Origin of the sequence: Rhodococcus sp. IEGM 1366, assembly GCF_033142425.1 — a bacterium.
Taxonomy (GTDB): Bacteria; Actinomycetota; Actinomycetes; order Mycobacteriales; family Mycobacteriaceae; genus Rhodococcus_F; species Rhodococcus_F globerula.
This window is the reverse complement of sequence record NZ_JAWLRZ010000001.1, coordinates 23,511-49,812: the sequence shown is the minus strand read 5'-3', so window position 1 is coordinate 49,812 and position 26,302 is coordinate 23,511. Positions and strand designations below refer to the sequence as shown.

The window sequence follows — 26,302 nt, the reverse complement described above, 5'->3', positions numbered from 1 at the left end:
CCATCTATATTCTTACGTACGCTGATTGCAAGGCCAAGGGCTGAGGAGGCGAGTCCGCGTGGTTTCGAAAGACGTGGTTTCCAAAGACATGGTTTCCAAACGCGAGCAGAACAAGCGCGACACCAACGATCGGTTGTTGTCCGCGTCCCGTGTTCTCTTCTCGGCGCAAGGATTTGCCAGCACTACCGTCGAGGATATCGCCGAACGGGCAGAAGTTTCGCGGGCTACTTTCTTCAATTATTTTCAGGGCAAGGATGCGGTTCTCGAAGCGCTGCACAGCGACCATCTGGATCGGCTGGCGTCAATGGTGGACAAGCTCATGGGTACGCCGATGTCCACGACGGATCGAATCGTCAAGCTCTTCGAGGATTTTGCACTGCAAGCGGTGAAGCATCCACGCTATTTGCGTATGGTGACAACGGAATTGGAACGCGACTTTGCCGCATCCGGTGCGGGAGCCGCCCACGACAAGCGGTTTCACGTGGAACTGTTGCGCATCGTCACGGCCGGTCTCGAGACCGGTGAAGTTCGAGCCGACTATCCACCGTTGTTCTTGGCGCAGATGATCGGTGGCGTCTACAGCACGCTGGTCAGGTTCTGGCGTCAGGATGCCGGCTACGATGTGGTGGCCGAATTCGATCGTGGCGCAAGGTTTGTCACGGATAGTATCGCTGCCCGCTAGGCGTGTGGTGTGGGCACCACCTGTAAGAGAATCGACTGTACGGCGCCGGACAGATACGTGGCTGCGCTCGCGTCGCCGGAGAAATGGCGAAGCAGACTCTGTTGGAACAGGCCGTCGAAAACTCCGTACATAGCGGCGGGCGTAATGGTGGGTTCGGTGTCGAGGAGCTCTGCGTAGCGGCTGACGATGCGCCAGATCATGTTTTCGAGGCTTTCATCGATCGCGGCCACATCCGCGCGGAAAGAATCCTCGAACAGAGACTGTGCTCGCAGGTCGTACCAGAGCCGGTGCATGGTCGCCTCGTTGATCATGGTCTCGGCCAAGATAGCGCCGAAGCCCGCTCGCAGCTCGTCGGGTGTCTGCGCAGTGGAGACTATGCCGTCGTAGCGGGTGACGCAACGCGCCTTGTAGTGGCGAACGCAGTGTGTGATCAGGTCGACTTTGTCGCTGAAGTAGTAGTGCAGGACGCCGTGGGAAAACTCGGAGTTCTGAGCGATTTCGCGCAGGCTGGTACGCGCATATCCGAGTTCGGCGAGCGTTTGCAACGCTGCTTCGGCCAGCTCGTCGCGGCGATCCGAGAACTTGTCGACCTGCCGACGTGAGACCTTGTCGGCATTGCTCGGGGAGGACTTTTTGGTTGTCCCACTTGCATTCTCGACGGTGGTAGTCACGGCGTTACGTCCTGTTCGTGCGATGTGTGCCATCAGTATGACCGGCTGCTGGAAACAGTGTAGTCCCTGCTCTTTGACGATCGTGTAACAAAATCTTGACAGTCGTCAAGATTTCTCTTGACACTCGTCCAAAGTTGAATACTCTGTGACTCACACCACTTGGCAGCGTCGCTGTGAACGGTGGCATCGCGAGATTCATTTCAGTCATGGAGGCAGTGAAAAATGAGCATGTTTGATCTCGAGGGACGAAAAGCACTGGTCACAGGCGGCGCCAAGGGTCTCGGTGCAGGAATGGCAGAGGCGTTGGCAAAGGCGGGAGCGTCGGTGATGATCGGCGACGTTCTCGAGGACGAGGGCCGGGCAACCGCGGAGGCCGTCGGTTCGGGCGGAGCCAAGACCGGCTTTGTGAAGCTGGACGTCACCGACGACGCCAACTGGGCTGACGCGGTCGCTGCCACGACGGAGACCCTGGGCGGTTTCGACATCCTCGTCAACAATGCGGGCATTGAAATCTCTTCGCTCGTGGTGGACCTGGACGCGGATGACATCCGCCGGATGTGTGAGGTGAACATCCTCGGCACCGCGCTCGGCACCAAACACGGTTTGCGCAGCATGCGGCCTGGTGGGATTGCCGGCGGCGGCGGTTCCATCATCAACATCTCGTCGGTTGCGGCCACTATTCCGTTTCCCGGAATCAGTGGGTACTCGGCCACCAAGTCCGCCGTCGACCGCTTTACCCGCGTTGCTGCGACGGAGTCCGGAAAACTCGGCTACGGAGTACGCGTGAACTGCGTCTATCCGGGACTTGTCGCGACGGAGATGGGGCTGGGTCTCGCGTCGGACATGGAGAAGCTCGGTTTGTGGCCGAGCGCGGAGGCGGCCGTTGGCGACGTCATCGGCCTTACGCCACTCGGACGTCTCGGTGAAGTGAACGACATGGCGGACGCGGTCGTCTTCCTGTCCTCGGATGCTGCCCGCTTCATTACCGGTATCGGCCTGCCCGTCGACGGCGGCATGGGTATGTAACCCACACAGTCTTTTTCGGCTCGACCCCAACTTCGAAAGGTTCAACCAACATGTCTGACAAGAAGCCAGTCGTCGTCTACGGCGTTTCCGGGTACACAGGACGCCTCGTGTGTGAATACCTGCGTGAGTTCAACATTCCGTTCATCGCCGCCGGCCGAGATGCCGCACGCATCCAGGAAGTGCTCGACAAGATCCCCGGCCTCGACACTGTTGATCACGAAGTGGTCGAGGTGGAGCATACGGTAGAAGCATTGACCGAGTTGTTCACCGGCGCACAGGTAGTCAGCAACATGGTTGGCCCGTTCATCAAGTTGGGTGGCACCGTGGTCGAGGCAGCGCTCAATGCCGGCTGCCACTACATGGACACCACCGGTGAGCAGGACTGGGTTCTCGACGTCCAAGAGAAGTTCGGCGACAAGTACCAGGAGAAAGGCTTGTTGCTCTCACCCGGTATTGCGCAGATGTACACGACAGGTGAGATCGCTGCCAACATCGCGCTGGAGAATCCGGGCCTGGACACGCTCGATATTCTGGTGTTGTGGAAGGGCTTTCCCACGTACGCGTCCACCCAGACCATCTTCACGATCCTCAAAGCCAACTGGTACTACCTCGAGCAGAACAAGTACGTGCAGTGGGCGCCCGGTTCGACCTTCGACGTTGTTGTTCCGGGTCAGCACGAAACCGCTCTCGCTTTGCCGTGGGGCGGAACCTGCCATCCTGTGTGGTTCAAGAACGACCCGCGCGTGTCCAACGTCAAGGCTGCGGGTGGCGTGTTCGATCGGTCGGTGATGGAAGGTGTTGTTGCCACCCAGAAGATGGTGGAAGAGCAGATCAAGACGTTGCCCGCCGATCAGCAGGAGGCAGCGCTGGCGGAAATCGCCGGTTCGGTGCAGGCAGGCATGCCGCCACGGGAAAACCCGCGCATCAACACGTCGATGGACTCGGTGTACGCATCCGGTCCGCTCGGACGTGCTCACGTCGTCATCCACGGCAACTGCAACTACAAGCAGACGGGCCTGCTGCAGGCGTACGCGGCTCACTCGCTGCTGCAGCAGCCGCCCAAGCGTGCCGGGTTGGCGTCGGCGTGCCAGGCCTTCGGTCACCGTGAATTGCTCGGTGCGCTAAGGAGTTTCGGTTTGGTGCTGGAGCCGGAAATCACCGTCAACACCTAGACCACCATTCGATTCTGCCTGAGAGGCTCCCGCTATGCGTTTGACCGACTATCTCGACAAGGGAGCCTCTCTCGGTTCCACCGCGCCATGTTTGACGATGGGGGAGCGCACGCTCACCTACGGTGACGTTCAACAGTTCAGTCGCCGGTTTGCCTCATCCCTTGCAGCCTCCGGGATTGCCCCGGGAGACAAAGTGGCCATCCTGTCCGGCAATGATCCGATCTCGTTTTCGTGCGTTTTCGGTATCAGCCGGGCGGGTGCGGTGTGGTGTCCGATCAATCCGCGCAATGAGGCTGCGGAAAACCGTGACCTGTTGGATCTGTTCGATACTCGGGCGCTGTTCTTTCAGAAGTCGTATGCGCCTCTTGTCGATTCGATCCGGCAGGCGCTGCCGAAATTGGCGACGCTGGTCTGCATCGACGGTGAGACCGACTGGGCGCCGTCCCTCGAAAAGTGGCTCGGGGAGCAAGATTCGGAGGCGTCGCCGCCCGACGACGTGACCATGCTCGTCGGAACCGGCGGCACCACCGGGCGCCCCAAGGGTGTGATGCTGACCGGCCACAATATCGAGACGATGACAGCGATCACGTTGATGAGCTACCCGTTCGAGGGTCGTCCCGTGTATCTCGCGTTGGCGCCGTTGACACACGCGGCCGGGGTTCTCTGCTTTCCGATTATGGCGTTGGGCGGGGAGGTTGTCATCATGCCGAAACCCGATCTCGGTGCGTTCTTGGAGAACGTACAGAGGCATCGGGTCACGCACACGTTCCTGCCGCCGACGCTGATCTATATGCTGCTCGAGCATCCTGATCTGGCGGATACGGATCTTGGCTCGCTGCAATGCTTCTGGTACGGCGCAGCGCCTATCTCGCCGACCAGGCTGGGGGAGGCGATCACCAAGATCGGGCCGGTCATGGCGCAACTGTTCGGCCAGAGCGAAGCGCCGATGATGATTTCCACGATGGCACCGAAGGACCATTTCGGCCCGGACGGTGCCATTGCAACCGAGCGGCTGTCCTCCGCCGGACGCCCGTCGCCTTTGGTCACCGTCGCAATCATGAACGACAAGGGGCAACTGCTCGGGCGTGGGGAACGCGGTGAGGTCGTGATTCGCAGTTCGCTGGTGATGGCGGGGTACTTCAAGAACCCCGAAGCCAGTGCGGAGGCATCGGCACACGGATGGCATCACACTGGTGATATCGGATATCTGGACGAGGACAACTTCCTGTTCATCGTCGACCGGGCGAAGGACATGATCATCACCGGGGGATTCAACGTCTATTCGGTGGAGGTCGAGCAGGCCCTCATGGCCTATCCGGGAATTCAGGACTGTGGGGTGATCGGCCTCCCTGACGACAAGTGGGGCGAGCGCGTTGTGGCTGTAGTGCAGCCGCATCAGGGAGCTGTCATCGACGGAGCCGAAGTCATGGCCTTTGTGAAGGCTCGCATCGGAAGCGTGAAGACACCGAAAGAGGTTGTCGTCTGGGAAGATCTGCCGCGGTCGAAAGTGGGGAAGGTGCTCAAGAACGAGATCAAGGGGGTGTTGCAGGGATAAGTCCGGGATGAGTCATTGACAGGTTAAGGGCGTCTCCTTAAAGTTGAAGTGATCTGGTTCACTGTCGCTGTACTCGAGGGAGTCTGAAGATGGCCGTCCTGTTTCCCACCATGATCTTTCCGATTCCGACGGACCCATTGGCTGCGTATGGCCCGCTAGTGGCAAAACGGAATCCGGAAACGGTTGCACCAGAGCCGTATATCCATTTTGCGGTCAAGCCGCACACACCCACCATCGGTGCGGAAATCTCGGGGCTGCGGCTGGGTGGCGACCTGTCCGACGAGGTCATGGCCGAACTACGCCGCGCCTTGCTCGAGTGGAAGGTGCTGTTCTTTCGGGACCAGGACATCGACCGCGCGGAGCATCGTGCCTTCGCGGAACGATGGGGTTCACTGGAGCAGCATCCGTTCTTCAAATACACCCAGCCTGGTCAGACCGACATCGACGTCACGACGCTGGCCAAGGACGCAATGGTTGGGGGCGTCGAGAACAACTGGCACAACGATGTGACGTGGCACGAGCATCCGTCCTTTGCGGCAGTTCTTCGAGCCGTCGAAGTGCCGGAAGTTGGAGGCGACACGTTGTGGGCTGACGCTGCTGCGGCGTACGACCTCTTGCCGCAGGACATCAAGGAACGCATCGAACACCTTGAAGCCGAGCATGATTGGATCAACGCGTTCGGAAAGTCGATGCCGGCCGAAGCGGTAGACATGCTGCGCCCCAAATTTCCGCCGGTTCGGCATCCGGTTGTGCGCGTTATTCCCGAGAGCGGCCGACGGGTCCTGTTCGTGAACATGACTTTCACGCAGCGAATCGTCGGCGTTTCGCAAGAGGAGTCGAACGAACTTCTCACCCTGCTGTACCGGCACGTCAACCGTCCGGAGTTCCAGGTCCGGTTGAAATGGGAGCCGAATACCGTTGCCTTCTGGGATAATCGGACGTGTCAGCACTATGCGTCGAGTGATTATTTTCCCGCGCGGCGCGTGATGGATCGGATCTCGATCGTCGGTGACCGGCCGGTAGGGGTTGCGTAGTTCTGCCCGCTGAGGTGTTGCTGAAGTCTGGATGATCCGGACTTTCAGGGGAATAGGGCCGACGTCAATGTTGTGGTTGACGTCGGCCACCTCTTGACAGATAGATGTATATACAGGACTATACATTCATAAATAGTGAGATGGAGCACACTGAGAGGGACTTGCATGCACGATCCCAACAGGCGTTCCACGCCGATCGACGGAGTTCTGATGACTGAACGACTTCTGGTGGACGATCCGGAAGTAGCGCTGGATGGCTCGACACTGACCGTGGAACGGGTAGCGGGACTCGCGGGGGCGCCCATTGTCGTGTTGCCTACCGTTCGTGCGCTCGAACTGACGCTGCAGTCCTGGGAGACAGCTGTCGGAATAGCGGCCCGCCAACCCGTGTATGGGAGAACCACCGGAGTTGGTGGGAATCGCGATACGTCGGTGGTCGACGGTGCCGAGCAGGACCTTCGATTGTTGCGAAGCCATGCGACGGGGTCAGGACCTGCGCTCCCCGATCACATTGTGCGGGCAGCCATGATTATCAGGATCAACCAGATTCTCAATGGCGGATCCGGAATGCACCCCGATATCGTCGGTGCGCTGGTGGATTCCGTCGCGTCCAGCCAACTGCCGATCGTCCATGCGCGTGGAGCGATCGGGACAGGCGACCTCAGCGCTTTCTCCGAGATCGCGCTCGGATTGATGGGAGAAAGTGCGCGAACTGACGGGTCGGTTCACACCGCTTGGTCTCCGCATCAAGGTGATGCGTTGCCACTCATCTCGACAAATGCCATGACCGTCGCGATCGCCGGTAATACGTCCGTCGATGTTGCCGATTGGCTGCGGCACTGTCTGGTTGTCAGCGTTCTGTCGGTCATTGCCACCCGTAGCTCGGCGGAACCCTTTGCCGCACAGGTTCAAGCGGCAAGAAAACACCCCGGACAGGCAGAGGTTGCCGCGCGTATTCGCGAACTTCTTACGCCGCACTTGGTGACAGCCGTCAGGGTGCAGGATTCGTTCGGGTTTCGCGCACTGCCGCAAATTCTGGGTGCGACATGGCAGGCGCTACAGAGACTGGGTACGACGTTGAGCGTCGAGATGAACTCGTCGTCGGAGAATCCACTGGTGTCGGTCGAGGACGACAAAGTCTTTCACAACGGCAACTTTCACGGGATGCCGATTGCCTTGGCTATCGACGAAGCGAAGTTGGCGTTGGCCAGTGCCGCACTGTTGTCGCAGTGTCGACTCGCGAACCTCTCGGATCCGAGCGTCACCGGCCTGCGCGCGTTTCTGGCGGACGGACCCGCGGGCAGCAGTGGGACGATGTTGCTCGAGTACACGACCTCGGCGGCCATCGCGGAAATTCGGTCGTCCGCTGCGCCTGGTTCACTGGGGCATACCGTTATTTCTCGGGGAACCGAGGACCATGCCAGCTTCGCCTCTCAAGCCGCAACACAACTCGCTGACATCCTTGTTCAATCGAGGCTCGTGCTTGCGTGCGAATTGATTTCGGCGATCCGGGCGCTGAGGCAGCAGAACCGTGTGCTCGATCCGGCCACCGAGTTGGGTGCCTATGTGCAGCGTGCCCAAAAAGTTCTCGACGCGCGCACCGAGGATCGGCCGCTCAGTGCAGACCTGGCCGCCGCGGTGACATTTCTGGCACAAACTCCATGACTTCAGCGAATCACCAGAGCTTTACTCCCCTCCCGAGTGGGTCAGCACTCGGGTCGACACGAAAGTAGTACGCCGATGATCAAATTCGACAAGGTAAGCAAAGCGTATCCAGACGGTACGGTCGCCGTCGACAAGCTCGATCTCGAATGTCCGACAGGCAAAATCACTGCCCTGGTCGGCCCCTCCGGCTGTGGTAAGACCACGTCGCTGCGAATGATCAACAGACTGATCGAGCCGACCTCGGGAACTATCTCTCTGGACGGGGAATCGACGTCGGGTATGGATCCTGCCTTACTGCGTCGCCGCATCGGCTACGTGATCCAGCATGCAGGCCTGTTTCCCCATCGGACCATCGTGGACAACATCGCCACCATGCCGCGGCTTCTTGGCAAATCGAAGAAGGAATCACGCTCGCGTGCAATGGAGTTACTGGAGACGGTTGGACTCGCGGCTAATTTCGCAGACCGGTATCCCTGGCAGCTGTCCGGTGGGCAACAGCAGCGAGTCGGGGTAGCTCGCGCTTTGGCGGCCGACCCGTCCTTCATGTTGATGGACGAACCGTTCAGTGCAGTGGATCCGGTGGTTCGTGGTCAGTTGCAGGACGAATTCCTTCGTTTGCAGCAGGAGATTGGAAAGACGATCATCATCGTCACCCACGACATCGACGAGGCTCTCAAGCTGGGTGATCAGGTGGTTGTTCTCCGGACCGGTGGGATCCTGGCTCAAGCGGCGACCCCACTCGAATTGTTGACGCAACCCGCAGACGAATTCGTGGCTGATTTCGTGGGACGAGACCGTGGCTATCGATCATTGGGATTTGCAACATTGGATGGAAGTTTGCCAACCGCCCCCGAACCCATTGCACACCTGGGAGATACGGCGGAATCTGCGCGCGGTGCAACATCGGATACCTGGCTACTGGTCGTCGACTCCGGAGGGAAGCCGCTCGGCTGGGTGGAGCCTGCTCGGCTCACCGGCATCATCCGGCCTGATGATCTGAATCTCAGTGGCACGGTTGCGAACTCCAACGGAACGATGCGCGCTCTGCTCGACGCGGCGCTGTCGGCACCGAGCAAGCGAGGCGTAGTAGTGGACGACCACGGCGAACTCATCGGGACGGTTACCGCTCATGCGGCAGTTGACGCCATCGAGGCGGCAGACTTGGTCTCTGCAGGGGTCGGTGCCCGATGAACTTCGAATGGCTCGGACGACAATCCGACCGCATCGTCGATCTCGTGGGGTGGCACATCCTGTTGTCGCTGATTCCGTTGGTGATCGGACTGGTCGTGGCACTGCCGATCGGTTGGGTGGCGCACCGCAGTCGACGCCTGCACCCCTATGTAGTGGGGACTGCCGGATTGCTCTATACGATTCCGTCATTGGCCCTGTTCGTATTGTTGCCACCGATACTGGGAACCAAGATATTGGATCCGATGAACATCATCGTGGCACTCACCGTCTATACGGTGGCACTCTTGGTGCGGGTTGTTGCGGACGCGCTGGACGCGGTTCCGCCGGAAACGGTCTTGGCGGCAACCGCGATGGGCTATCGCCCATATCAAACCTTGCTGAAAGTGCAGTTGCCGGTTGGTGTTCCGGTGATCTGTGCCGGACTTCGAGTGGCTGTCGTCTCCAATGTCAGCCTGGTCTCGCTCGGGGCGCTCTTGGGAATTCCGCAGATAGGTTCACTGTTCACACAGGGATTCCAACTCCGGTTCTACACCCCCATCATCGCGGGTATCGCGCTGTGTCTGGTGCTGGCCCTCATTCTCGACCTCCTCATCATGTTGGCGAATCGGCTGTTGACGCCGTGGACCCCGAAAGTGACGACATCATGATCGACTTCCTGCTCGACGCCGCTCATTGGAGTGGCTCTGACGGTATTCCAACTCTGGTTCTGCAGCACCTCATGTACACCTTCCTGGCACTCGTCGTCGCCGCAGCCATCGCGATTCCACTCGGTCTGTACATCGGTCATACCGGCAGGGGTTCGGTAGTGGTTGCGGGGCTGGCGAATTCACTGCGCGCGTTGCCCACGATCGGCCTGCTGATCCTGTTGGTTCTGATCATTGCCCCCTCGTTCTCGAATCGACTCGCCTATTTGATTCCCAGCTTGATCGTTCTGGTACTGCTGGCGATCCCACCGATTCTCACGAACACGTACGCCGGCGTACGTGCCGTCGATCAAGCGGCTGTCGACGCGGCGCGTGGAATGGGTTTTCGATCCATGCGCATTCTTACCGAGGTGGAAATTCCCTGCGCATTGCCATTGATGCTCTCCGGGGTCCGCAGCGCAGTGCTCCAGATCGTCTCCACTGCAACGGTTGCCGCATACATCTCGCTCGGAGGTCTCGGGCGGTTACTCATCGATGGCAAGGCCCAGAGCGACTACGGGCAGATGGCCGCCGGCGCTGTTCTGGTTTCACTCATTGCACTCGTATTCGATGTGGGAATCGGCGCGTTGACGACTCGAATCGTCTCGCCTGGACTGACCAGGCGAGACCGCTCGAAGGTCAAGCAGTCGACCACAGCGCCGATGCCCACCGCCGTACCGGCGCCTACACCCATCTAAGGACATTCGACATGAAGAAGTTGTTGACGGCCGCTCTGGTCGGCGCCACTGTAGTGGCTCTCTCCGCGTGCGGAATCGGCAAGGATCCCTTGGCTGCCGGCGGTGGGGGTAGCAGCGAGGGCGCGATCGTCATCGGTTCCGCGGACTTTCCCGAGAGTCAGTTGATTGCGACCATATACGCGGAAGCATTGAAGGCCAACGGCATAGATGTGTCCGAGAAGTTCAATATCGGTAGCCGGGAGCTGTACATTCCGGCACTGCGCGACGGTTCCATTGATCTGATCCCCGAATATTCGGGGGCTCTGTTGCAGTATCTCGACAGCAAGACCACGGCCACTGCGTCGGACGAGGTGACCGCAGAACTGGAAGCCAAGCTTCCCGCCGGCTTGGTGGCCTTGGAATCGTCACCCGCCGAGGACAAGGACGTCCTCGCCGTCAAACAGGAAACCGCAGACAAGTACTCGCTCGAGACCGTCGAAGACCTCGTGGAGCATGCCGACGAATTGACACTCGGTGGGCCACCTGAGTGGAAGACGAGGGAAAACGGTGTGGCCGGTTTGAAGAACCGCTACGGTCTGACATTTCGGGAGTTCCTGGCGCTCGATGCGGGCGGACCGTTGACGCTCAATGCATTGCTGAGCGGTCAGATCCAGGTTGCGGATATCTTCAGCACCGACCCGTCGATGCGATCCGAGAATCTGGTGGCGCTCGAGGATACGAAGCACCTGTTTCTTGCTGAGAACATCACGCCCGTCATCAACGAGTTGAAGGCGCGCGAGGACGTCCGTCAGGTGCTTGCCGGCGTCTCGGCGGCGCTGACCACGGAAGATCTGATCGAGATGAATCAGCGTGTTGCAGACCTCGACGACATGACGGATATCGCTCAGGAGTGGTTGCAGGAGAACAGTTTGATTCCTTGACCGGGCTAGGTCCGGATGCACAAACGTCCGCCGCACCAGGGAGACTTCCTGGTGCGGCGGACGTTGCGGTCGAGGAGATCGTCAGAGCGGATGTGTGAACGGGACGTGCTTGGTGACTACCCGGTGAATCAGTCGCGCCGCAGCGCGAGCTGTTCGATTGTCGATATCCAGGGACGGATTCAATTCGGCCACGTCGAGAACGACGAGCTTTCCACTTTTCGCTACCCGGTCGCACACGTACTGAATTGTTTCCATCGGAACGCCGTACGACGCCGGGGCGCTGACACCGGGGGCGACTGAGGCCGGGAGAACGTCGAGATCGATGGTGAGATAGACGATGTCGACGCTGTCGAGGAAGTCGTCCAGAAAGTGCTCCACGTGGTGGCGGTCGGCGACACCGCACTGATCGTCCAGGAGGTACGTCACTCCGAGGTCGTGCGCTGTGTCGAACAGAGCCGTGGTGTTGCTCGGTTGGCTGATGCCTACGACGGCATACCGATGCGAGGTGTCCGCAGCGGCCTCGTCTTCGGCGATCTGGCAAAAGGGTGTGCCAGAACTCGGGATCAGATCTGCGCGGAGGTCGAAATGCGCGTCGAGGTTCAAGATACCGAGCACCGTATCGGGTGCGCGAAGCGCGGCACCGGCCACCCCGAGGTATGTCCCGTATGCAATCTCATGTCCACCCCCGAGCACAACGGGGAAGTGTCCGTCATCGAGCGCCATGCATACGGCAGTGCCGAGGGCTGTTTGACCCGCTTCGAGATTTTCACCGGACACCACGACGGTGCCTGCGTCCTGCAGAACCAATGGTTCTGCCAGAGCCATCGACGACAAGGCCGACCGCAGTGCCGCCGGGCCGTGGGCGGCACCGCGACGGCCTTTGTTCCGGCGCACACCTTCGTCGCTCGAGAAGCCGATCAGCAGACAATCTCCGGGAGGGATGTCGGCACTGTGGGGTTGCACCGCTTGGTGCCACCGCAGGTGTTCTGGACTGAGTCCGTCTGACCGGCCGGTCCACGGTTTGGGTGCGATGTCGACGGTGATGGCATGTGCCACAGGGACCTCCCGATAATTGATATCAATAAGTAGTGGTGAGTTGCCCGTTCTTCCACACGTCCCGCACCAGTGGAACTCCCGGCCGGTAGGCCAGATGAAGATAGGACGGGGCGTCGAGGGATATCGCGTCGGCGCGGGTTCCGATGCTCAGAGACCCGATGTCGGTGCGTTGCAGAGCCTGAGCGCCGCCGGCGGTGGCAGACCAGACGGCTTCGGCCGGGGTCATGTGCATGTCGCGCACCGCTACGGCGATGCAGAACGGAAGACTGGTGGTGTAGCAGGTGCCGGGATTGCAGTCGGCGCCTAAGGCGACTGTGACGCCGGCATCGAGCAGTGCGCGAGCATCAGGGTATTTGTTGCGGGTCGAAAAGTCCGCGCCCGGCAGCAGAGTTGCGACAGTGGAACTCTGAGCCAGGGCGTCGATGTCGTCTGCGGTGACGTAGGTGACGTGATCGACCGATGCCGCGCCCATCTCGACTGCAAGTTGCACTCCGGGGCCGTCGCCGAGTTGGTTGCCGTGCACACGCGGGATCAGCCCAGCAGCGACGCCGGCACTCAGAACGGCCTGTGCCTGTTCACGATTGAATGCTCCGCGTTCGCAGAAGACGTCGATCCACTTCGCGTGTGGTGCGCAGGTGGGGATCATCTCGTCGCACGCCATCGCGACGTAATCATCGGCGCGGCCGGCGAATTCAGGTGGAGGAACGTGAGCAGCCAACAGCGTGACCTCGTCGGTGAACTGACCGGCGATCAGCGTGCTGCGCAGTTCGCTCTCCGTGTTCTGTCCGTATCCGGTCTTGCATTCGACGGTGGTACTGCCCGAGCGCAAGGATTCGTCGAGTAGGCGTCGGACGTTGGCCCGCAACTCGTCGTCGGTGGAGCGGCGGGTGGCTTCGATAGTGTTGCGAATGCCGCCGGCCGCATACTTCTCGCCGGCCATGCGGGCGGCGAACTCCTCGGCTCGTTCACCGCCGAACACCAAGTGCGAGTGGCTCTCCACAAAGCCGGGAATGACTGCCCGGCCGCCGATATCCTGACCGATATCGGCAGCCGGGGCGTCAGTGGAATTGCCGACCCATGCAACGACGCCTGCGTCGAAAACGACTGCGGCATCGCGGAGTACACCCAATTTTCCCTCACCGAGAGACGGGTCGTTGGTGACGAGCGTTCCGATGTTGGTCAGAACTGTGGTTCGAAAACCGTTCGTGGTCACTGTATTCCTTGTCTCGGGTGTGGGCGTCGGAGATGGTTCAGTTTTCGTTCATCGGGATACGTACGCCCCGTGTGGCAGCTGTGTCGAGAGCGTGGTCGTAGCCCGCGTCCGCATGGCGGATGACGCCCATTCCCGGATCGTTGGTGAGAACGGCTTCGAGCTTGCGCGCCGCCAGATCGGTACCGTCTGCGATGCACACCTGACCGGCGTGCATCGACCGCCCCATGCCCACGCCGCCACCCTGATGCAGTGATACCCAGGATGCGCCGGAAGCTGTGTTGACCAGCGCGTTGAGGAGTGGCCAGTCCGCGATTGCGTCGGACCCGTCGATCATGGACTCCGTCTCGCGATAAGGGGAGGCAACGGAACCCGAGTCCAGGTGGTCTCGGCCGATGGCGATCGGTGCCGACAGTTCTCCGGACGCGACCATCTCGTTGAACTTGAGTCCGGCAAGATGCCGTTCGCCGTATCCGAGCCAGCATATGCGGGCCGGGAGGCCTTCGTAGGCAACCTTTTCACCTGCCATGGTGATCCAGCGACGCAGGTGCTCGTTGTCCGGGAAGAGTTCGAGAATGGCCTTGTCGGTTGCCTCGATATCCTTGGGGTCGCCCGACAGTGCGGCCCAGCGGAAGGGGCCGAGGCCTTCCTCGAAGAGTGGACGGATGTACGCGGGAACAAATCCGGGGAAGTCGAAGGCACGGTCGTATCCGGCCTTACGGGCTTCGTCGCGGATGGAGTTTCCGTAGTCGAAGACCTCAGCGCCGGCGTCCATGAAACCGACCATGGCTCGGACGTGCGCGGCCATAGCGTCACGCGAGTCCTCGGTGAACTTCTGCGGATCTTTGTCCGACATGGTCTTCATGTCTTCGAAGGCGATGCCGACAGGGAGATAGGACAACGGGTCGTGTGCCGAGGTCTGATCCGTCACGATGTCGATCGGGGCCTTCATCTCCAGCAACGCCGGGAAGATCTCTGCCGCATTGCCTTCGAGTCCGATGGAGAGTGGTCTCTTGGCGTCGCGTGCCTCCACCGCCAGTGCGAGCGCGTGCTCGATACTCTCGGCCTTGGTGTCGAGATACCGGTGGGCGATGCGACGGTCGATGCGTGTTACGTCGCAGTCGACGCAGATCGCAACGCCGTCGTTCATCGTGACGGCGAGCGGCTGGGCGCCACCCATGCCGCCGAGTCCGGCTGTGAGAGTGATGGTTCCGGCGAGTGAACCGTTGTAGCGCTTCTTGGCGATCGCGCCGAAGGTCTCATAGGTACCCTGCAGGATTCCCTGAGTGCCGATGTAGATCCACGAGCCGGCCGTCATCTGGCCGTACATGGTCAAACCGAGGTCTTCGAGCCGTCGGAATTCTTCCCAGTTCGCCCAGTCGCCCACCAGATTCGAGTTGGCGATGAGTACACGGGGCGCCCACTCGTTGGTGCGAAAGACGCCAACCGGCTTGCCCGACTGGACCAGCATTGTTTCGTCGTTCTTCAAGGTCTTCAGCGTGGATACCATCGCATCGAAAGCGGCCCAGCTACGTGCTGCGCGGCCTGTCCCGCCGTACACGACGAGGCTGTCGGGATGCTCGGCAACATCGGGGTCGAGGTTGTTCATGAGCATCCGGAGTGCGCCCTCCTGCTGCCATCCGAGTGTGGTGAGCTCAGGGCCGCGGGGAGCGCGTACGAGGCGGGCCTCGTGGCCGGGGGTACTGATTTCCATGTTGATCTCCTTGCTGTGCCGAAGTGTGGTGCGGTCGGTGCGTCGGTCCGAAGTCCTCGTTTCGACGCAGGGAGTCAGTTCGACACGAGTCGCTCCAACGGAGGTGCTGATGCGGACCGTTTGTGTGCTGAGTCACTGCCACCGAAATTTAAATGTATAGGCCTGTATATACAATGTCAATGAAGATGCTTGAATGCGTCCCGCGTGACGGTTGTGTCTGGGCTCACATTCTGAAATGATCATCTTGTCTAGTCCTGTATAGACAACTCTCACATTCAAGTTTCCAACAAGTCGGGAGCAGCGTGGCTCCCGACGGAAGGTGCTGACATGAAGCCGGTTTCAGCTGATGCGAGGCCAGTGGCCACTGAAGTGCGTACGTTGTGCTCCGCCTATTTCGAGGGGTTGTCGGCGAAGCAGTACGCCGCGCTGAGCGATCAGCGGAAGCAAGCAGTGGTTGCATCGCACGCCGAAGTCGCGAGAAGTCGCGGGTCCGAGTCGTCCGTGGTTCGGGTTGTCCCGGCCGGTGTATTGGGTGCCGGACCGGCACTTCAGATCGTCAGCGCTGATATGCCGCACCTCGTCGATGCTGTCCTCGAAACGCTCTCGCGTTCGCGAGTGGAGCCGGAACTGATCGTGCACCCTGTCCTGGAGCTGGTCTACGGGTTCACAGGGATTCCGGTTCCAGCCTCGGAGAACACCGATCCGGAGGGCATGGAGGTCGAATCGTGGATCCACATCGGCCTCCATGAGAGTTGTTCGGATGGTCAAGCAACTCGTGTGATGTCGGATGTCAGCGCTGTGCTGGACCGGATCGCGCGGGTTCATGGGGATAGTGAAGCTCTGGCCTGCGCGGCGGAACTGGCTCGGGAGCAGTTGCTGTCCGCAGGCTTCGGCGAGGAATCCGAATTCTTGAGTTGGTGTATCGCCGGCAACTTCGGCTTCGCCGGTTGTGTTCAGCAGACGGCGACCGAGTCGATGTCGCTCGGTGTGCTTCCCTCCCAGAGTTTCACGACGATCCCACGAAGCGACGATTCGCCGATGACGGTCGGCATCGTTCACCTCGGTCGGCAGTACGGAAGGTCCGAGTACGTCACCGCAATCGACATCCGTCTCGAGGAGAGCCGGCACCGATTTGTCGGATCGTTCACGGCAACCGGTGAGGGTGTCGACGTGCGGGACGTGCCGTTGGTCAGAGACCGAGTCGGACAGGTACTGAGCTCGGTTGGATACGACGCAGACTCATATATCGGGCAGGCAATGTTGGCCGTGGTGCAGTCCATTCCGCTGGCCGAGATATTGATGATCAGCCCTTCCGAGTTGTCGGACGTGTTGGACGAGTTGACGTCAGTCGAGGGGCGACGTTCGATGCATGCCTTCATGCGTTCGGTGGGTGACGGTCGTGAGATCGCAGTGCTGCTGTTCGTGCCCCGGGAGAAGTTCAGTACCACGATCAGGATCACAGCGGAATCCGTGCTCGCGAGCGCTTTGGGAGCCGAGAACGTCGAATTTTCCAGTCGAGTCTCGGAATCTCCTTTGGCGGTAGTGCATTTCACGGCAACTGTGGATCATGACGCGGAGTTCGTTTCGGTGCGTCGCGCGCGTGAGCTCCGTGATCGTATCGTCGAAGCCTGCTTGACGTGGGATGACCGTTTTCTTGTCGGTGTCACGCAGTTCGAAGAGCGGAACCGCCGCAGACGTTTTGCCGACCGACTCCCGCAGGCCTACAAGCAGGATTTCGACGCCGCGCGAGCGCTTGCGGACATGTCGATCATCGCGGATCTTGAAGCTGGCTCCGTAGATCTGAGGTTGTCGGCTGTCACAAATGAGCTTGGTAGTCATCGGCTTTCGTTGTTCGTCGCGGGGGCGCCTCTCTCGCTGGGCGAGGTATTGCCCGCGCTGCAGAGCTTTGGTATCGAGGTGCTCGACGAGCGCCCGTACCTTCTCTCTGGGGACGGTGACGACGCGTACTGGATCTACGAGTTCACTCTGAAATTTGCCAATGCCCCGACCGACGGATTCGACGAATTCGCACAGCGGCTCGCCGCCGCCTTTGTCGCCGTCCACACCGGACGCGCCGAGGCGGATCCGTTCAACGAGTTGATCGCTCTGTCCGGTCTGAACTGGCGTCAGGTTGTTGTCCTGAGGGCGTACACGGAGTTTCTCCAGCAAGCACGATTCCCCTACAGCGCATCCCGCATCGCGGAAGTGCTGTGCGCGCATCCCGGCCTTGCCGCGCAATTGATCGAGTTCTTCGTACAGCGGTTCGATCCGGAACAGGAGAACGGCGACGGTGGAGTGGCAAGTGCCGTCGCTGCAGAAACGGCTGTGGCGCACGTGAGTGGACTCGACGCGGACCGAATACTGCGGGGTCTTCTCGGTCTGATCCGACATACATTGCGAACCAACTACTTTGTTCGCGACGAGCTCGAGTTCGACCACTTGTCGCTCAAGTTCGATTCGAGCAGGATCAGCGAATTACCAGAACCGCGACCCAAGTTCGAGATTTTTGTCTATTCGCCGTCGGTGGCTGGCGTGCACCTGCGTTTCGGTTCGGTGGCCAGGGGTGGACTTCGATGGTCCGATCGAAAAGAGGATTATCGAACCGAAGTGCTCGGGTTGGTCAAGGCGCAAGCTGTCAAGAATGCTGTGATCGTGCCGGTCGGAGCCAAGGGCGGGTTTGTGGTGAAGCGTCCTCCGCTGGCCACGGGCATAGCCGAAGTCGATCGAGAAGCGTTGCTGGCGTCGGGGATCAGCAACTATCGGACGTTCATCGGTGGACTCTTGGATGTGACCGACAACGTCGATTCGGAGTCGGGAACGGTATTACCTGCGCCGAAGGTGGTTCGGCATGACGACGACGACACGTATCTTGTCGTAGCTGCGGACAAAGGGACGGCAAAGTTCTCCGATATCGCTAACGATGTTGCAGCGCAATACGACTTCTGGCTCGGTGATGCCTTCGCGTCTGGTGGATCGGTGGGATACGACCACAAGGCAATGGGAATCACCGCGCGGGGAGCCTGGGAAAGCGTGCGACGTCACTTTCGGGAATTTGGCGTCGATACCCAGACCGAGGATTTCACCGTGGTCGGTATCGGCGACATGAGTGGAGACGTGTTCGGCAACGGAATGCTGTGCAGCAGGAAGATTCGACTGATTGCCGCGTTCGATCACCGTCATATCTTTGTCGATCCTGATCCGTCCGCGGGTGATTCCTTCGAGGAACGATCGCGTCTGTTCGCTTTACCTCGATCCTCCTGGGCGGACTACGACTCGACGATGATCAGCTCCGGCGGCGGAGTGTGGGATCGCTCCGCGAAATCCGTGCCGATCAGCGCAGAAATGAGGGCTGCGCTTGGCCTCGATTCGGATGTCACCGCGATGACTCCGCCGGAACTGGTTCGTGTGATCCTGAGGGCGCCGGTAGATCTGCTGTGGAACGGCGGAATCGGAACGTATGTCAAATGCGTGGCGGAGTCCGGCCTCGACGTCGGTGACAAGAGCAACGATTCCGTTCGGGTGAACGGGAACGAATTGCGCGTTCGAGTGGTCGGTGAAGGCGGCAACCTCGGTCTGACTCAGGCGGGGCGCATCGAGTTCGCACGTTCCGGTGGCCGCATCAACACCGATGCGCTGGATAACTCGGCGGGAGTCGACTGCTCGGACCACGAAGTCAACATCAAGGTGCTAGTCGATGGATTGATTGCGTTAGGTTCGCGAACGCGAGAGGAGCGTTCGGAACTTCTTGCCTCCATGACGGACGAAGTATCCGCTCTTGTCCTGGCGGACAACCATTCTCAGAACGAACTGATGGGAACAACCCGCGCTGACTGCACCCAGATGCTCGGAGTGCACAGTCGCCTGATCAGCAGCCTCGAGGCTAAGGGATCGCTGGACCGCCGTCTCGAAGTACTGCCGACAAAAAAGGAGGTGGCGGCACTGCGAAAATCCGGGCTCGGGTTGTCCTCTCCGGAACTCGCGACATTGACGGCTCACATCAAACTCGACCTGAAAGCGGAACTTCTGCAGGGCGACTTGATCGACAATCCCGTATTTCTTCCGGTTCTCGTGCAGTACTTCCCGGAGCAATTGCGTGATCACTGCGAAGGCATCGTCCGGCATCCACTTCGCCGCGAGATCATTGCCACCGTACTCACCAACGAGGTTGTCGACCGTGGCGGAATCACCTACGTGTTCCGGCTCGGAGAGGAAATCGGGGCGACGCCCGAAGACGCTGTGCGTGCTTTCACGATCGTCACCGCGGTTTTCGGATTACGTGAACTGTGGGCCGAGATTCGAGATGCTCGGACCACAACAGATGTGTCCGACGAGTTGATTCTCCTCACCAGGAGACTGCTCGATCGTGCGTCACGGTGGATGCTGACGCGACGGCCACAACCCTTGGCCGTCGGTGCTGAAATCCTGTCGTTCCGTAAACCGTTCGTGTCAGCTTCGGAGTTGTTGCGTGAATGGATGGTGGGTTCCGACCTGCAGAACCTTGCCGCGCGATCGAGCGCGATCACGGAGAAGGGCGCTCCCGAGACAGTTGTGCACCGGGTGGAGTTGCTTCTCGATCAATTCGGGCTTCTCGATGTTGTCGAAATCTCCGATCGTGCAGGCCGCGACATCGACGAGACCGGATCGCTGTACTTCCGCTTGAGTGAATACGTCGGTCTTGTTCCGATGCTCAACCGTGTGTCCCGTCTGAGCAAGGACGGACGGTGGAATGCGTTGGCGAGACTGTCGCTGCGGGACGAGTTGTACGCCACGATACGGGCTCTCACACTCGACGTCCTGAACACGGGGGCAGCGGGTGAGTCCACCGAGTCGAAGCTTGCAGGCTGGGAGGTGAGAAATGCTCCCAGGATCGAACGGTCCCGACTGACGTTGGCTGAGATCGAAGATTCAGGTGAACGTGACCTGGCCGCGCTTTCCGTCGCGACCAGCCAATTGCGGCGGATGGTCAACCAGTGATGCGGAGGCCAGCGGTGCAGACTGGCAGAATGCCCGAAACGGATAGACTTCGATCACCGGGTGGGAGAACCGACTTGGTGGTTTCCTACGAACAGGTGCAGACGATGGCGATTGCCGAGGTAGACGCAGAACTCGCGCTGCTGTTCAACGAGGCAGGCGGCGAATCCGCTCCGGCGTACGAGCGTGTCAAGAACTTGGTGATCTCCCAAATCAATTCCGGACGTTGGACCGAGGGTGATCAACTACCGTCGGAGAACCAGTTGGTCAGTGCGCTGGGACTTTCGCGTATGACGATCAACCGTGCGCTTCGTGAACTGACCAATGACGGACTCATCGTGCGGATGATCGGCGTCGGAACGTTTGTGGCGGCTACCAAGGCCGCTTCGCCGTTGTTCGAGGTCAAGAACATCGCCGACGAAATTCAACGACGGGGTCACCGACATCGCACGGAGGTTGTCTTCGTCCGAGAAGAGGAAACCGACCACACGCAGACGTTCCTTCGGGAATCTGTCGGGAAGACGATCTTCCATTCGCTGATGGTGCATTTCGAGGACGAGACGCCAATTCAGGTCGAGGACCGATACGTGAACCCGCGTGAGGCCCCGGAGTACTTGTCTCAGGATTTTGCGGCCGTGACTCCCAATAATTATCTCAGCGAGGTGGCACCCCTGGTACGTGGTGAGCACATCGTGGAAGCAGTATTGGGCAGCGCCGACGAATGCAAACTCCTGCACATCGATCGCGGCGAACCCTGCTTGTTGATCCGTCGGCGCACATGGTCAGCCCACGGGTTGGTCAGCGCAGCGCGGTTGATTCACCCCGGCTCGCGCAATCGGCTGGAAGGCACGTTCGAGCGCTGATCTTCGGTGCGTGACGGCACTCGTTGTGGGGATGTAGCAGGGGCAAGGCCACTCGTCACGTACTTGTGAGTTCATTCAAGAAAGTTGAACCGAGCCGTTCGTCAGGCGTTCACTGGGATCAATTGGGTATTTCCCGCCTTACGGGAGATCCGGAGCTCGGTGATACGCCGAAAGGAACGAAGATGAACAGGCTCGAAGGTAAGAATGTTGTGATCACGGGGGCGGCCAGCGGGATCGGGCGCGCTGCGGCAGGGTTGATGGCTGCAGAAGGTGCGAAGGTTCTGGTTGCCGATCTTGATGCGTCTCACGCGGAGGAGGCTGCTGCTTCGATTCGTGAATCAGGCGGTATTGCAGTAGGTTTCGGCGTCAATGTGATGGACGAAGATGCCGTCGCCTCGATGATCGACCGAGCAGTAGCCGAATTCGGCGGCATCGACGTGTTGTGTAATCACGTCGGTGGAAGCAATCCGCGCAAGGATCTTGATCTGCTTCGGATGGACTTGGACGAGTGGGATCGCGTCATGGCGCTCAATGCTCGCAGCACCGTTGTCGCGTCGCGGCTGGCGATTCCGCACATGATCAAGGCAGGCGGTGGGTCGATCGTGAACACCGCGTCGGTTGGCGGATTGATCGGTGATTCTTTGCAGTCGGCCTACGGTGCGGCCAAGGCTGCGGTGATCCGGCTGACTCAGTACATCGCTGTTCAGTACGGGCCGGAGAACATTCGGTGCAACGCCGTGGCACCGGGTGCGATCATGACACCCGCACTCGTGGACAACATCCCGGCTGACGTCATCGAAGGAATGAAGCAGGCAAACGCTCTGCCGTACCTCGGGCAGCCGGAAGACATCGCGCACGCCATGGTCTACCTGGCCTCGGACGAATCTCGCTACATGAGCGGGCAGACCTTGGTGGTCGACGGGGGACTCACCAGCAAGAGCCCGCTCGCGACCGGCCGTTCGTCGATGTTGAGCTGAGTCAGCTCCGCCAACCGCTGGGGCCGGTGCCCAGAACCTCGATAGATCCCTGGCTGGCGTGGGAATGTTTGGTGCGGTGCGTCATTCGCCACGTTCCGTCGATCCGCGCCCACGAATCGTGGTAGTCGCCGAGGGTGAAGAAGTTCAGGTGAGCTTTGCTCCCGGTGCCAACATGCATGTCGCTGACATAGGAGCGGCTGGTGGCGAGATCGCCGACCACCTCGACCAGCATGTTGCCGATCAGATGTTGGGTGGGACCGCACTCGTCGAGGAACGAGCGGATGGAAGCCACGACCTCGGCGGGTCCGCGCAGCGTTCCGGTACCCAGTTCTGCAGTAGCGTCCGGCGTCATGATCCGGTGGAGTTCGTCCCAATCGCGAGCGTCCATGGCTCGGGCGAACTCGAAGATGGAGCGGGTGATCTCGCGTTCGGCAAGAAGAGTGGTGATGTCGACGCTCATGCTGTGCGCCTTTCTTAACGTAGAGGGGTTAATAAAGGCGCACAGCAGAAGTCAGCGGTTGAGCAGCTTGCGCATCGCTTCGGCAGCGCCCTTGACCATCTTGTCGCGGGGGAAGCCGCTGCGCTTCTGAGCGCCCTCGTAGTTTCCTGCGGCAACCCAGATCGGGCCGTCGGCAAGGTGCTCGAGGCCTTCGCGTGCAACATCTTCGGGCTCGGCGACGTTCATGCCGGGGATGTCGAAGTTGAGACCGGCGCGAATCATAGCCGGTGTGCGCGTCACCCCGAGAATGAACTCGACGACGTGAACGCCGTACGGCTGGAGTTCGAGCCACAGGCTCTCGGCAAAGATGCGTCCGAATGCCTTGGACGCTGCGTAGATGCTCTGGTGCTCGGAGCCCATGAATCCGGCCAGCGAACCGAGCAGCATGATGCCGCCGCGTCCGCGATCCTTCATCAATCCGCCGAAGTGGTGCGAGAGTTCGAGCTGCTTGTTGATATTCAGCTCGATGACTCCGGCAAATCCCGTCAGATCACCGGTGACGAACTCGTGGCCGTAGCTGTTGGCGCCGGCGTTGAAGATGAGCAGGCCAACCTCGACGTCGTCGGTGACAGCCTTGATCTGATCGAGCGCGTCGGGAACCAGCAGATCCAGTGCAAGAGTGCGTACTTCGACGCCGTTGGCGCGTGCCTTGGCTGCGGTCTCCTCGAGTGGGCCCGGCTTGCGGGCGATGAGCACGAGGTTGATACCGAGCTTGCTGAGCTCGTCGGCAAACCCCGCGCCGACACCTTCGGAACCGCCGGCGATGACTGCCCACGGGCCGTAGTACTGAGGATCGATCATTACTACCTTCTTCGAAAGATGTTGGCTTGACTAATGAAACGGAGCGGGAACGGGTTCGCTGTCGTCGACGATCGGCTTGGGCACCGGCTCGTCGTTGAGGATCTCGAGCTCGCCTGCCGTTGCAGCGTTCACGATGGACGCGATCAAGGCGCCGCACTCCTTGCGAGGAGCGCCTGGGCGTCCCTCACGTTGCCCGAATTCACGTTCGTCGGCGATCTCGAGGCACTTGGCGCGGGCCTGGTCACTCCACTGAACGGTGGTGTGTTCCCAACTGTTCTTCTGGACCAGGACCTGCGCCTTGCACTCAGCGCACTGAAGAGGCTGCATCTTCGTCTGCCTTCTTCGCAGCGAGGTTGTCTTCGACTTCCTTCTGCCAGGCGGCGACGGGGCGCGCGGTGTCGAGTTCGAATTCGAAGCGTTCGGTCATCTCGGGAGCGATGTCCGCGACGTCGACGTAGAACTGCTCGTACCAGCGACGGAGCTGGTAGACCGGGCCATCCTCTTCGCACAGGAGCGGGTTCTCGATGCGAGTCTTGTTCTTCCAGATCTCGACGTCCTGCTCGAAGCCCTTGGCGATGAACGTGCCGAAGTTCGCTGCCATCGCGTCGGCGGCTTCGCCCTGGAAACGATCCGACTTCTTGACGATGATGCCGTACTGGAGGACGAACTTGTCTGCGCTGACCGGGTAGTGGCAGTTGATGAGTACGGAGTCGACGTTGTAGTCCTCGTACTCGTAGGTCAGGTCGTCGACCATGAAGGAGGGGCCGAAGTACGTGGCGACGGAGTTGCTGCCGACCATCTTCGGGGTGCCTGCTGCGTGCGGACGCATGTCCGAGCGAGCGACGCCGCGCATGTACTGCGTTGCGGCGTGGCCTTCGAAGACGTTCTTGAAGTACGTCGGGAAGGAGTAGTGCACGTAGAAGAAGTGCGCCATGTCGACGATGTTGTCGACGATTTCACGGCAGTTGGTGTCGACGGTCGTGGTGTACCAGACCCAGTCGCTCCACTCGTCGCTGAGCGCGCCTTCGATGCGGGGGATGGCTACGTCGTCCGTCGGCGGGTTGCCCTCGGGGTCGTGCCAGACGAAGAGCATGCCGTCCTGGTCGAGGGTCTGCCATGCACGCGTCTTTGCGAGCGGGGGAACGCGGCGTGCGTACGGAATCTTCTGGCACTTGCCGTTGCCGCCCCAACGCCAATCGTGGAACGGACAGGCAATGGCGTCGCCCTTGATGGTGCCCTGGCTCAGGTCGCCACCCATGTGACGGCAGTACGCGTCGAGGATCTTGACGTTGCCTTCACTGTCGGCGAAGACGACGAGCTTGGTGCCGAACGCCTCGATGGAGTGCGGTTCGCCGTCCTTGAAGGACTCCGTGAGTCCAATGCAGTGCCATCCACGTGCAAAGCGAGTAGGTGCGGTTCCAGCTTGGATCTCGCGAACCTCGTCGTTGTCGGACTGATTGATCGTCACGATGAGTCCCGTCCTTTCCAGGGTCAATGTCAGACTGACGCTAGGTGAGCCGTGATGGGCGCTCTGGCCGTCGTCTCACTAGGCGGGACCAGTGTGTGACCGAGTCGAAGACGGCATCAGTCCCGGCCTCCGGGACTTCCGGTCAGCGGAATCGCGGAAGAAGATATCGTGACGGGGCATCCGCTATGTCTATTTGCCGATCCAGTTTCCGTTGATCGGTGCAAGGAGTGTCTTCCCATGGTCAACAAGGTTCTGAGCGCCGTTCGCGATCTGCTTCCCAAGATTGCCGAGCGAGCTCAGAAGGTGGACGACTCCAGGAAGATACCGGATCGAACCATTCGTGAGCTTGGCGATGCGGGTGTCTTCGCGATGCTGCAGCCCAAGCGCTACGGCGGCGCCGAGAGTGATCCCGTCCAGTTCTACGAAGTGGTTCGTGCGATTTCTGCAGCCTGCGGGTCGACCGGGTGGGTCGCCTCCGTCGTCGGCGTACATCCGTGGCATCTGGCCCTCTTCGACGACCGTGCCCAGGCAGATGTCTGGGGCGAGGACCAGTCGACGCTCATCTCGTCCGCCTATGCGCCGGTCGGTCGTCTGACGGCGGTGGAAGGCGGATACGAACTGTCCGGCAACTGGGGTTTTTCCTCAGGCTGTGAGCACGCCACCTGGGCTTTGCTTGGAGCGATGGTCGTGGGCATGGACGGGCGTCCGGTCGACTTCATGACTGTGTTGGTACCGCGCACCGATTACGAGATCCGTGACGTCTGGGACGTGGTGGGCATGCGCGGGACGGCGAGCAACGAAATAGTTGTGAAGAAGGCCTTTGTCCCCGAGCACCGGTTGAAGCGCAATTACGAGACGGCCCACTTGCAGGGACCCGGCCAGGCGGTCAATCCCGGTCCGCTGTACAAATTGCCCTTCGGAACTATCTTCACGTCGACGGTGGCAGCACCTTGCGTGGGAATTGTCGCCGGTTGCTACGAGGGTTACCTCGAAGTCATGCGCGAGCGTGTTCGGCTCAGCCTGGGCGGTGGACGGTTCAGCGAGGACCAGTTCGCTCAGGTGGCCGTGGCGCGGGCGTCGTCGGAGATCGATGCGGCGATTCTGCAGATGGATCGCAACGTCCGCGAGATGTACGAACTCGCCGCAGCCGGTAAGGAGCTGCCGCTCTCGATGCGGCTGCGTGCTCGGCGTGACCAGGTTCGCGCTACGGAGCGTTCGGTGGAAGCGATCGACATGCTGTTCAAGACGGCCGGCGGAAACTCGCTGTCGCGCGGCAACCCGATCGAGCGGGCGTGGCGCGACGTTCACGCGGGCAGCGTGCATGTGGCAAACGAACCGGAGCGGGCGCTGGCGCTGTACGGACGGGCAGCATTCGGTTTGCCGGTCGAAGACAATCTGATCTGACTGTCCCGGGTTCACAATGTGAGGTTGCGGGGTAACCTCCGC

The 26,302-nt window shown here is 60.4% G+C and carries 22 protein-coding genes; 14 read left to right on the top strand and 8 right to left on the bottom strand.

What is annotated here, in order from left to right:
* Window positions 1–58: 58 nt before the first annotated feature.
* Entirely contained in the window at window positions 59–682 is a 624-nt protein-coding gene (locus tag R4P64_RS00220) for a TetR/AcrR family transcriptional regulator (protein WP_261984489.1), read from the top strand.
* Here the strand turns inward: R4P64_RS00220 and R4P64_RS00215 are convergent.
* Window positions 679–1,386, bottom strand: coding sequence for a TetR/AcrR family transcriptional regulator (locus R4P64_RS00215; RefSeq protein ID WP_116102730.1), 708 nt, complete (start codon window positions 1,384–1,386; stop codon window positions 679–681). The genes R4P64_RS00220 and R4P64_RS00215 overlap by 4 nt on opposite strands.
* A gap of 189 nt (window positions 1,387–1,575) precedes the next feature.
* Between R4P64_RS00215 and R4P64_RS00210 the strand changes: the two genes are divergently transcribed.
* The 9 genes from R4P64_RS00210 to R4P64_RS00170 all read left to right on the top strand — a co-directional run bounded on the left by R4P64_RS00210 (window position 1,576) and on the right by R4P64_RS00170 (window position 11,297).
* On the top strand, window positions 1,576–2,379 hold the full coding sequence (locus tag R4P64_RS00210) for an SDR family NAD(P)-dependent oxidoreductase (protein ID WP_317818837.1): 804 nt from the start codon (window positions 1,576–1,578) through the stop codon (window positions 2,377–2,379).
* 50 nt (window positions 2,380–2,429) lie between these two features.
* Window positions 2,430–3,551 (top strand): DUF5938 domain-containing protein, encoded by a 1,122-nt coding sequence (locus tag R4P64_RS00205; protein ID WP_045064978.1) that lies wholly within the window; start codon window positions 2,430–2,432, stop codon window positions 3,549–3,551.
* A 34-nt stretch (window positions 3,552–3,585) separates the two neighbouring features.
* Window positions 3,586–5,106 carry an AMP-binding protein gene (locus R4P64_RS00200; RefSeq protein ID WP_045064976.1) on the top strand — a complete coding sequence of 507 codons (1,521 nt, stop codon included), beginning with the start codon at window positions 3,586–3,588 and terminating at the stop codon, window positions 5,104–5,106.
* Between the two features lie 89 nt (window positions 5,107–5,195).
* Window positions 5,196–6,140: a TauD/TfdA dioxygenase family protein gene (locus tag R4P64_RS00195; RefSeq protein ID WP_317818836.1), complete on the top strand. Its 945-nt coding sequence runs from the start codon at window positions 5,196–5,198 to the stop codon at window positions 6,138–6,140.
* 210 nt (window positions 6,141–6,350) lie between these two features.
* On the top strand, window positions 6,351–7,805 hold the full coding sequence (locus tag R4P64_RS00190) for an aromatic amino acid lyase (protein ID WP_317545343.1): 1,455 nt from the start codon (window positions 6,351–6,353) through the stop codon (window positions 7,803–7,805).
* A gap of 75 nt (window positions 7,806–7,880) precedes the next feature.
* A complete protein-coding gene (locus R4P64_RS00185; RefSeq protein ID WP_317545344.1) occupies window positions 7,881–8,996 on the top strand; it encodes an ABC transporter ATP-binding protein in 1,116 nt (371 codons plus the stop codon).
* Window positions 8,993–9,643, top strand: coding sequence for an ABC transporter permease (locus R4P64_RS00180; protein WP_317545345.1), 651 nt, complete (start codon window positions 8,993–8,995; stop codon window positions 9,641–9,643). The genes R4P64_RS00185 and R4P64_RS00180 overlap by 4 nt, the downstream gene beginning before the upstream one ends.
* A complete protein-coding gene (locus R4P64_RS00175) occupies window positions 9,640–10,377 on the top strand; it encodes an ABC transporter permease (protein WP_317545368.1) in 738 nt (245 codons plus the stop codon). The genes R4P64_RS00180 and R4P64_RS00175 overlap by 4 nt, the downstream gene beginning before the upstream one ends.
* An 11-nt stretch (window positions 10,378–10,388) precedes the next feature.
* On the top strand, window positions 10,389–11,297 hold the full coding sequence (locus tag R4P64_RS00170) for an ABC transporter substrate-binding protein (RefSeq protein WP_317818834.1): 909 nt from the start codon (window positions 10,389–10,391) through the stop codon (window positions 11,295–11,297).
* Window positions 11,298–11,378: 81 nt separating this feature from the next.
* On the opposite strand, the gene hutG is transcribed toward R4P64_RS00170, so the two are convergent.
* From hutG to hutU, 3 genes are read right to left on the bottom strand one after another with little or no spacing between them, the layout of a single operon-like run.
* The gene (gene hutG, locus R4P64_RS00165) at window positions 11,379–12,353 is read right to left on the bottom strand and encodes a formimidoylglutamase (RefSeq protein WP_317818833.1); all 975 of its coding nucleotides are present in this window, start codon (window positions 12,351–12,353) and stop codon (window positions 11,379–11,381) included.
* Window positions 12,354–12,375: 22 nt separating this feature from the next.
* Window positions 12,376–13,566: an imidazolonepropionase gene (gene hutI, locus R4P64_RS00160; protein WP_317818832.1), complete on the bottom strand. Its 1,191-nt coding sequence runs from the start codon at window positions 13,564–13,566 to the stop codon at window positions 12,376–12,378.
* A gap of 37 nt (window positions 13,567–13,603) precedes the next feature.
* The gene (hutU, locus tag R4P64_RS00155; protein WP_317545349.1) at window positions 13,604–15,277 is read right to left on the bottom strand and encodes a urocanate hydratase; all 1,674 of its coding nucleotides are present in this window, start codon (window positions 15,275–15,277) and stop codon (window positions 13,604–13,606) included.
* A gap of 327 nt (window positions 15,278–15,604) precedes the next feature.
* Between hutU and R4P64_RS00150 the strand changes: the two genes are divergently transcribed.
* The 3 genes from R4P64_RS00150 to R4P64_RS00140 all read left to right on the top strand — a co-directional run bounded on the left by R4P64_RS00150 (window position 15,605) and on the right by R4P64_RS00140 (window position 22,088).
* Window positions 15,605–20,251, top strand: a complete 4,647-nt coding sequence (locus R4P64_RS00150; RefSeq protein ID WP_317818831.1) for an NAD-glutamate dehydrogenase — start codon at window positions 15,605–15,607, stop codon at window positions 20,249–20,251.
* Window positions 20,252–20,355: 104 nt separating this feature from the next.
* Window positions 20,356–21,111, top strand: a complete 756-nt coding sequence (gene hutC / locus R4P64_RS00145) for a histidine utilization repressor (RefSeq protein WP_317545370.1) — start codon at window positions 20,356–20,358, stop codon at window positions 21,109–21,111.
* Between the two features lie 182 nt (window positions 21,112–21,293).
* Complete coding sequence (locus R4P64_RS00140) at window positions 21,294–22,088, top strand: SDR family NAD(P)-dependent oxidoreductase (RefSeq protein ID WP_317818830.1); 795 nt, start codon at window positions 21,294–21,296, stop codon at window positions 22,086–22,088.
* 1 nt (window position 22,089) lies between these two features.
* Here the strand turns inward: R4P64_RS00140 and R4P64_RS00135 are convergent, their stop codons facing one another.
* From R4P64_RS00135 to R4P64_RS00120, 4 genes are read right to left on the bottom strand one after another with little or no spacing between them, the layout of a single operon-like run.
* Entirely contained in the window at window positions 22,090–22,548 is a 459-nt protein-coding gene (locus R4P64_RS00135; protein WP_317818829.1) for a nuclear transport factor 2 family protein, read from the bottom strand.
* Between the two features lie 51 nt (window positions 22,549–22,599).
* Window positions 22,600–23,388: an SDR family NAD(P)-dependent oxidoreductase gene (locus R4P64_RS00130; protein WP_045064968.1), complete on the bottom strand. Its 789-nt coding sequence runs from the start codon at window positions 23,386–23,388 to the stop codon at window positions 22,600–22,602.
* Window positions 23,389–23,418: 30 nt separating this feature from the next.
* Entirely contained in the window at window positions 23,419–23,715 is a 297-nt protein-coding gene (locus R4P64_RS00125) for a hypothetical protein (RefSeq protein ID WP_033233220.1), read from the bottom strand.
* A complete protein-coding gene (locus R4P64_RS00120) occupies window positions 23,693–24,856 on the bottom strand; it encodes a Rieske 2Fe-2S domain-containing protein (RefSeq protein ID WP_033233219.1) in 1,164 nt (387 codons plus the stop codon). The genes R4P64_RS00125 and R4P64_RS00120 overlap by 23 nt, the downstream gene beginning before the upstream one ends.
* A 237-nt stretch (window positions 24,857–25,093) precedes the next feature.
* Here R4P64_RS00120 and hsaA point away from each other — a divergent pair, with 237 nt between their 5' ends.
* Complete coding sequence (gene hsaA, locus R4P64_RS00115; protein ID WP_033233218.1) at window positions 25,094–26,260, top strand: 3-hydroxy-9,10-secoandrosta-1,3,5(10)-triene-9,17-dione monooxygenase oxygenase subunit; 1,167 nt, start codon at window positions 25,094–25,096, stop codon at window positions 26,258–26,260.
* Window positions 26,261–26,302: the final 42 nt, after the last annotated feature.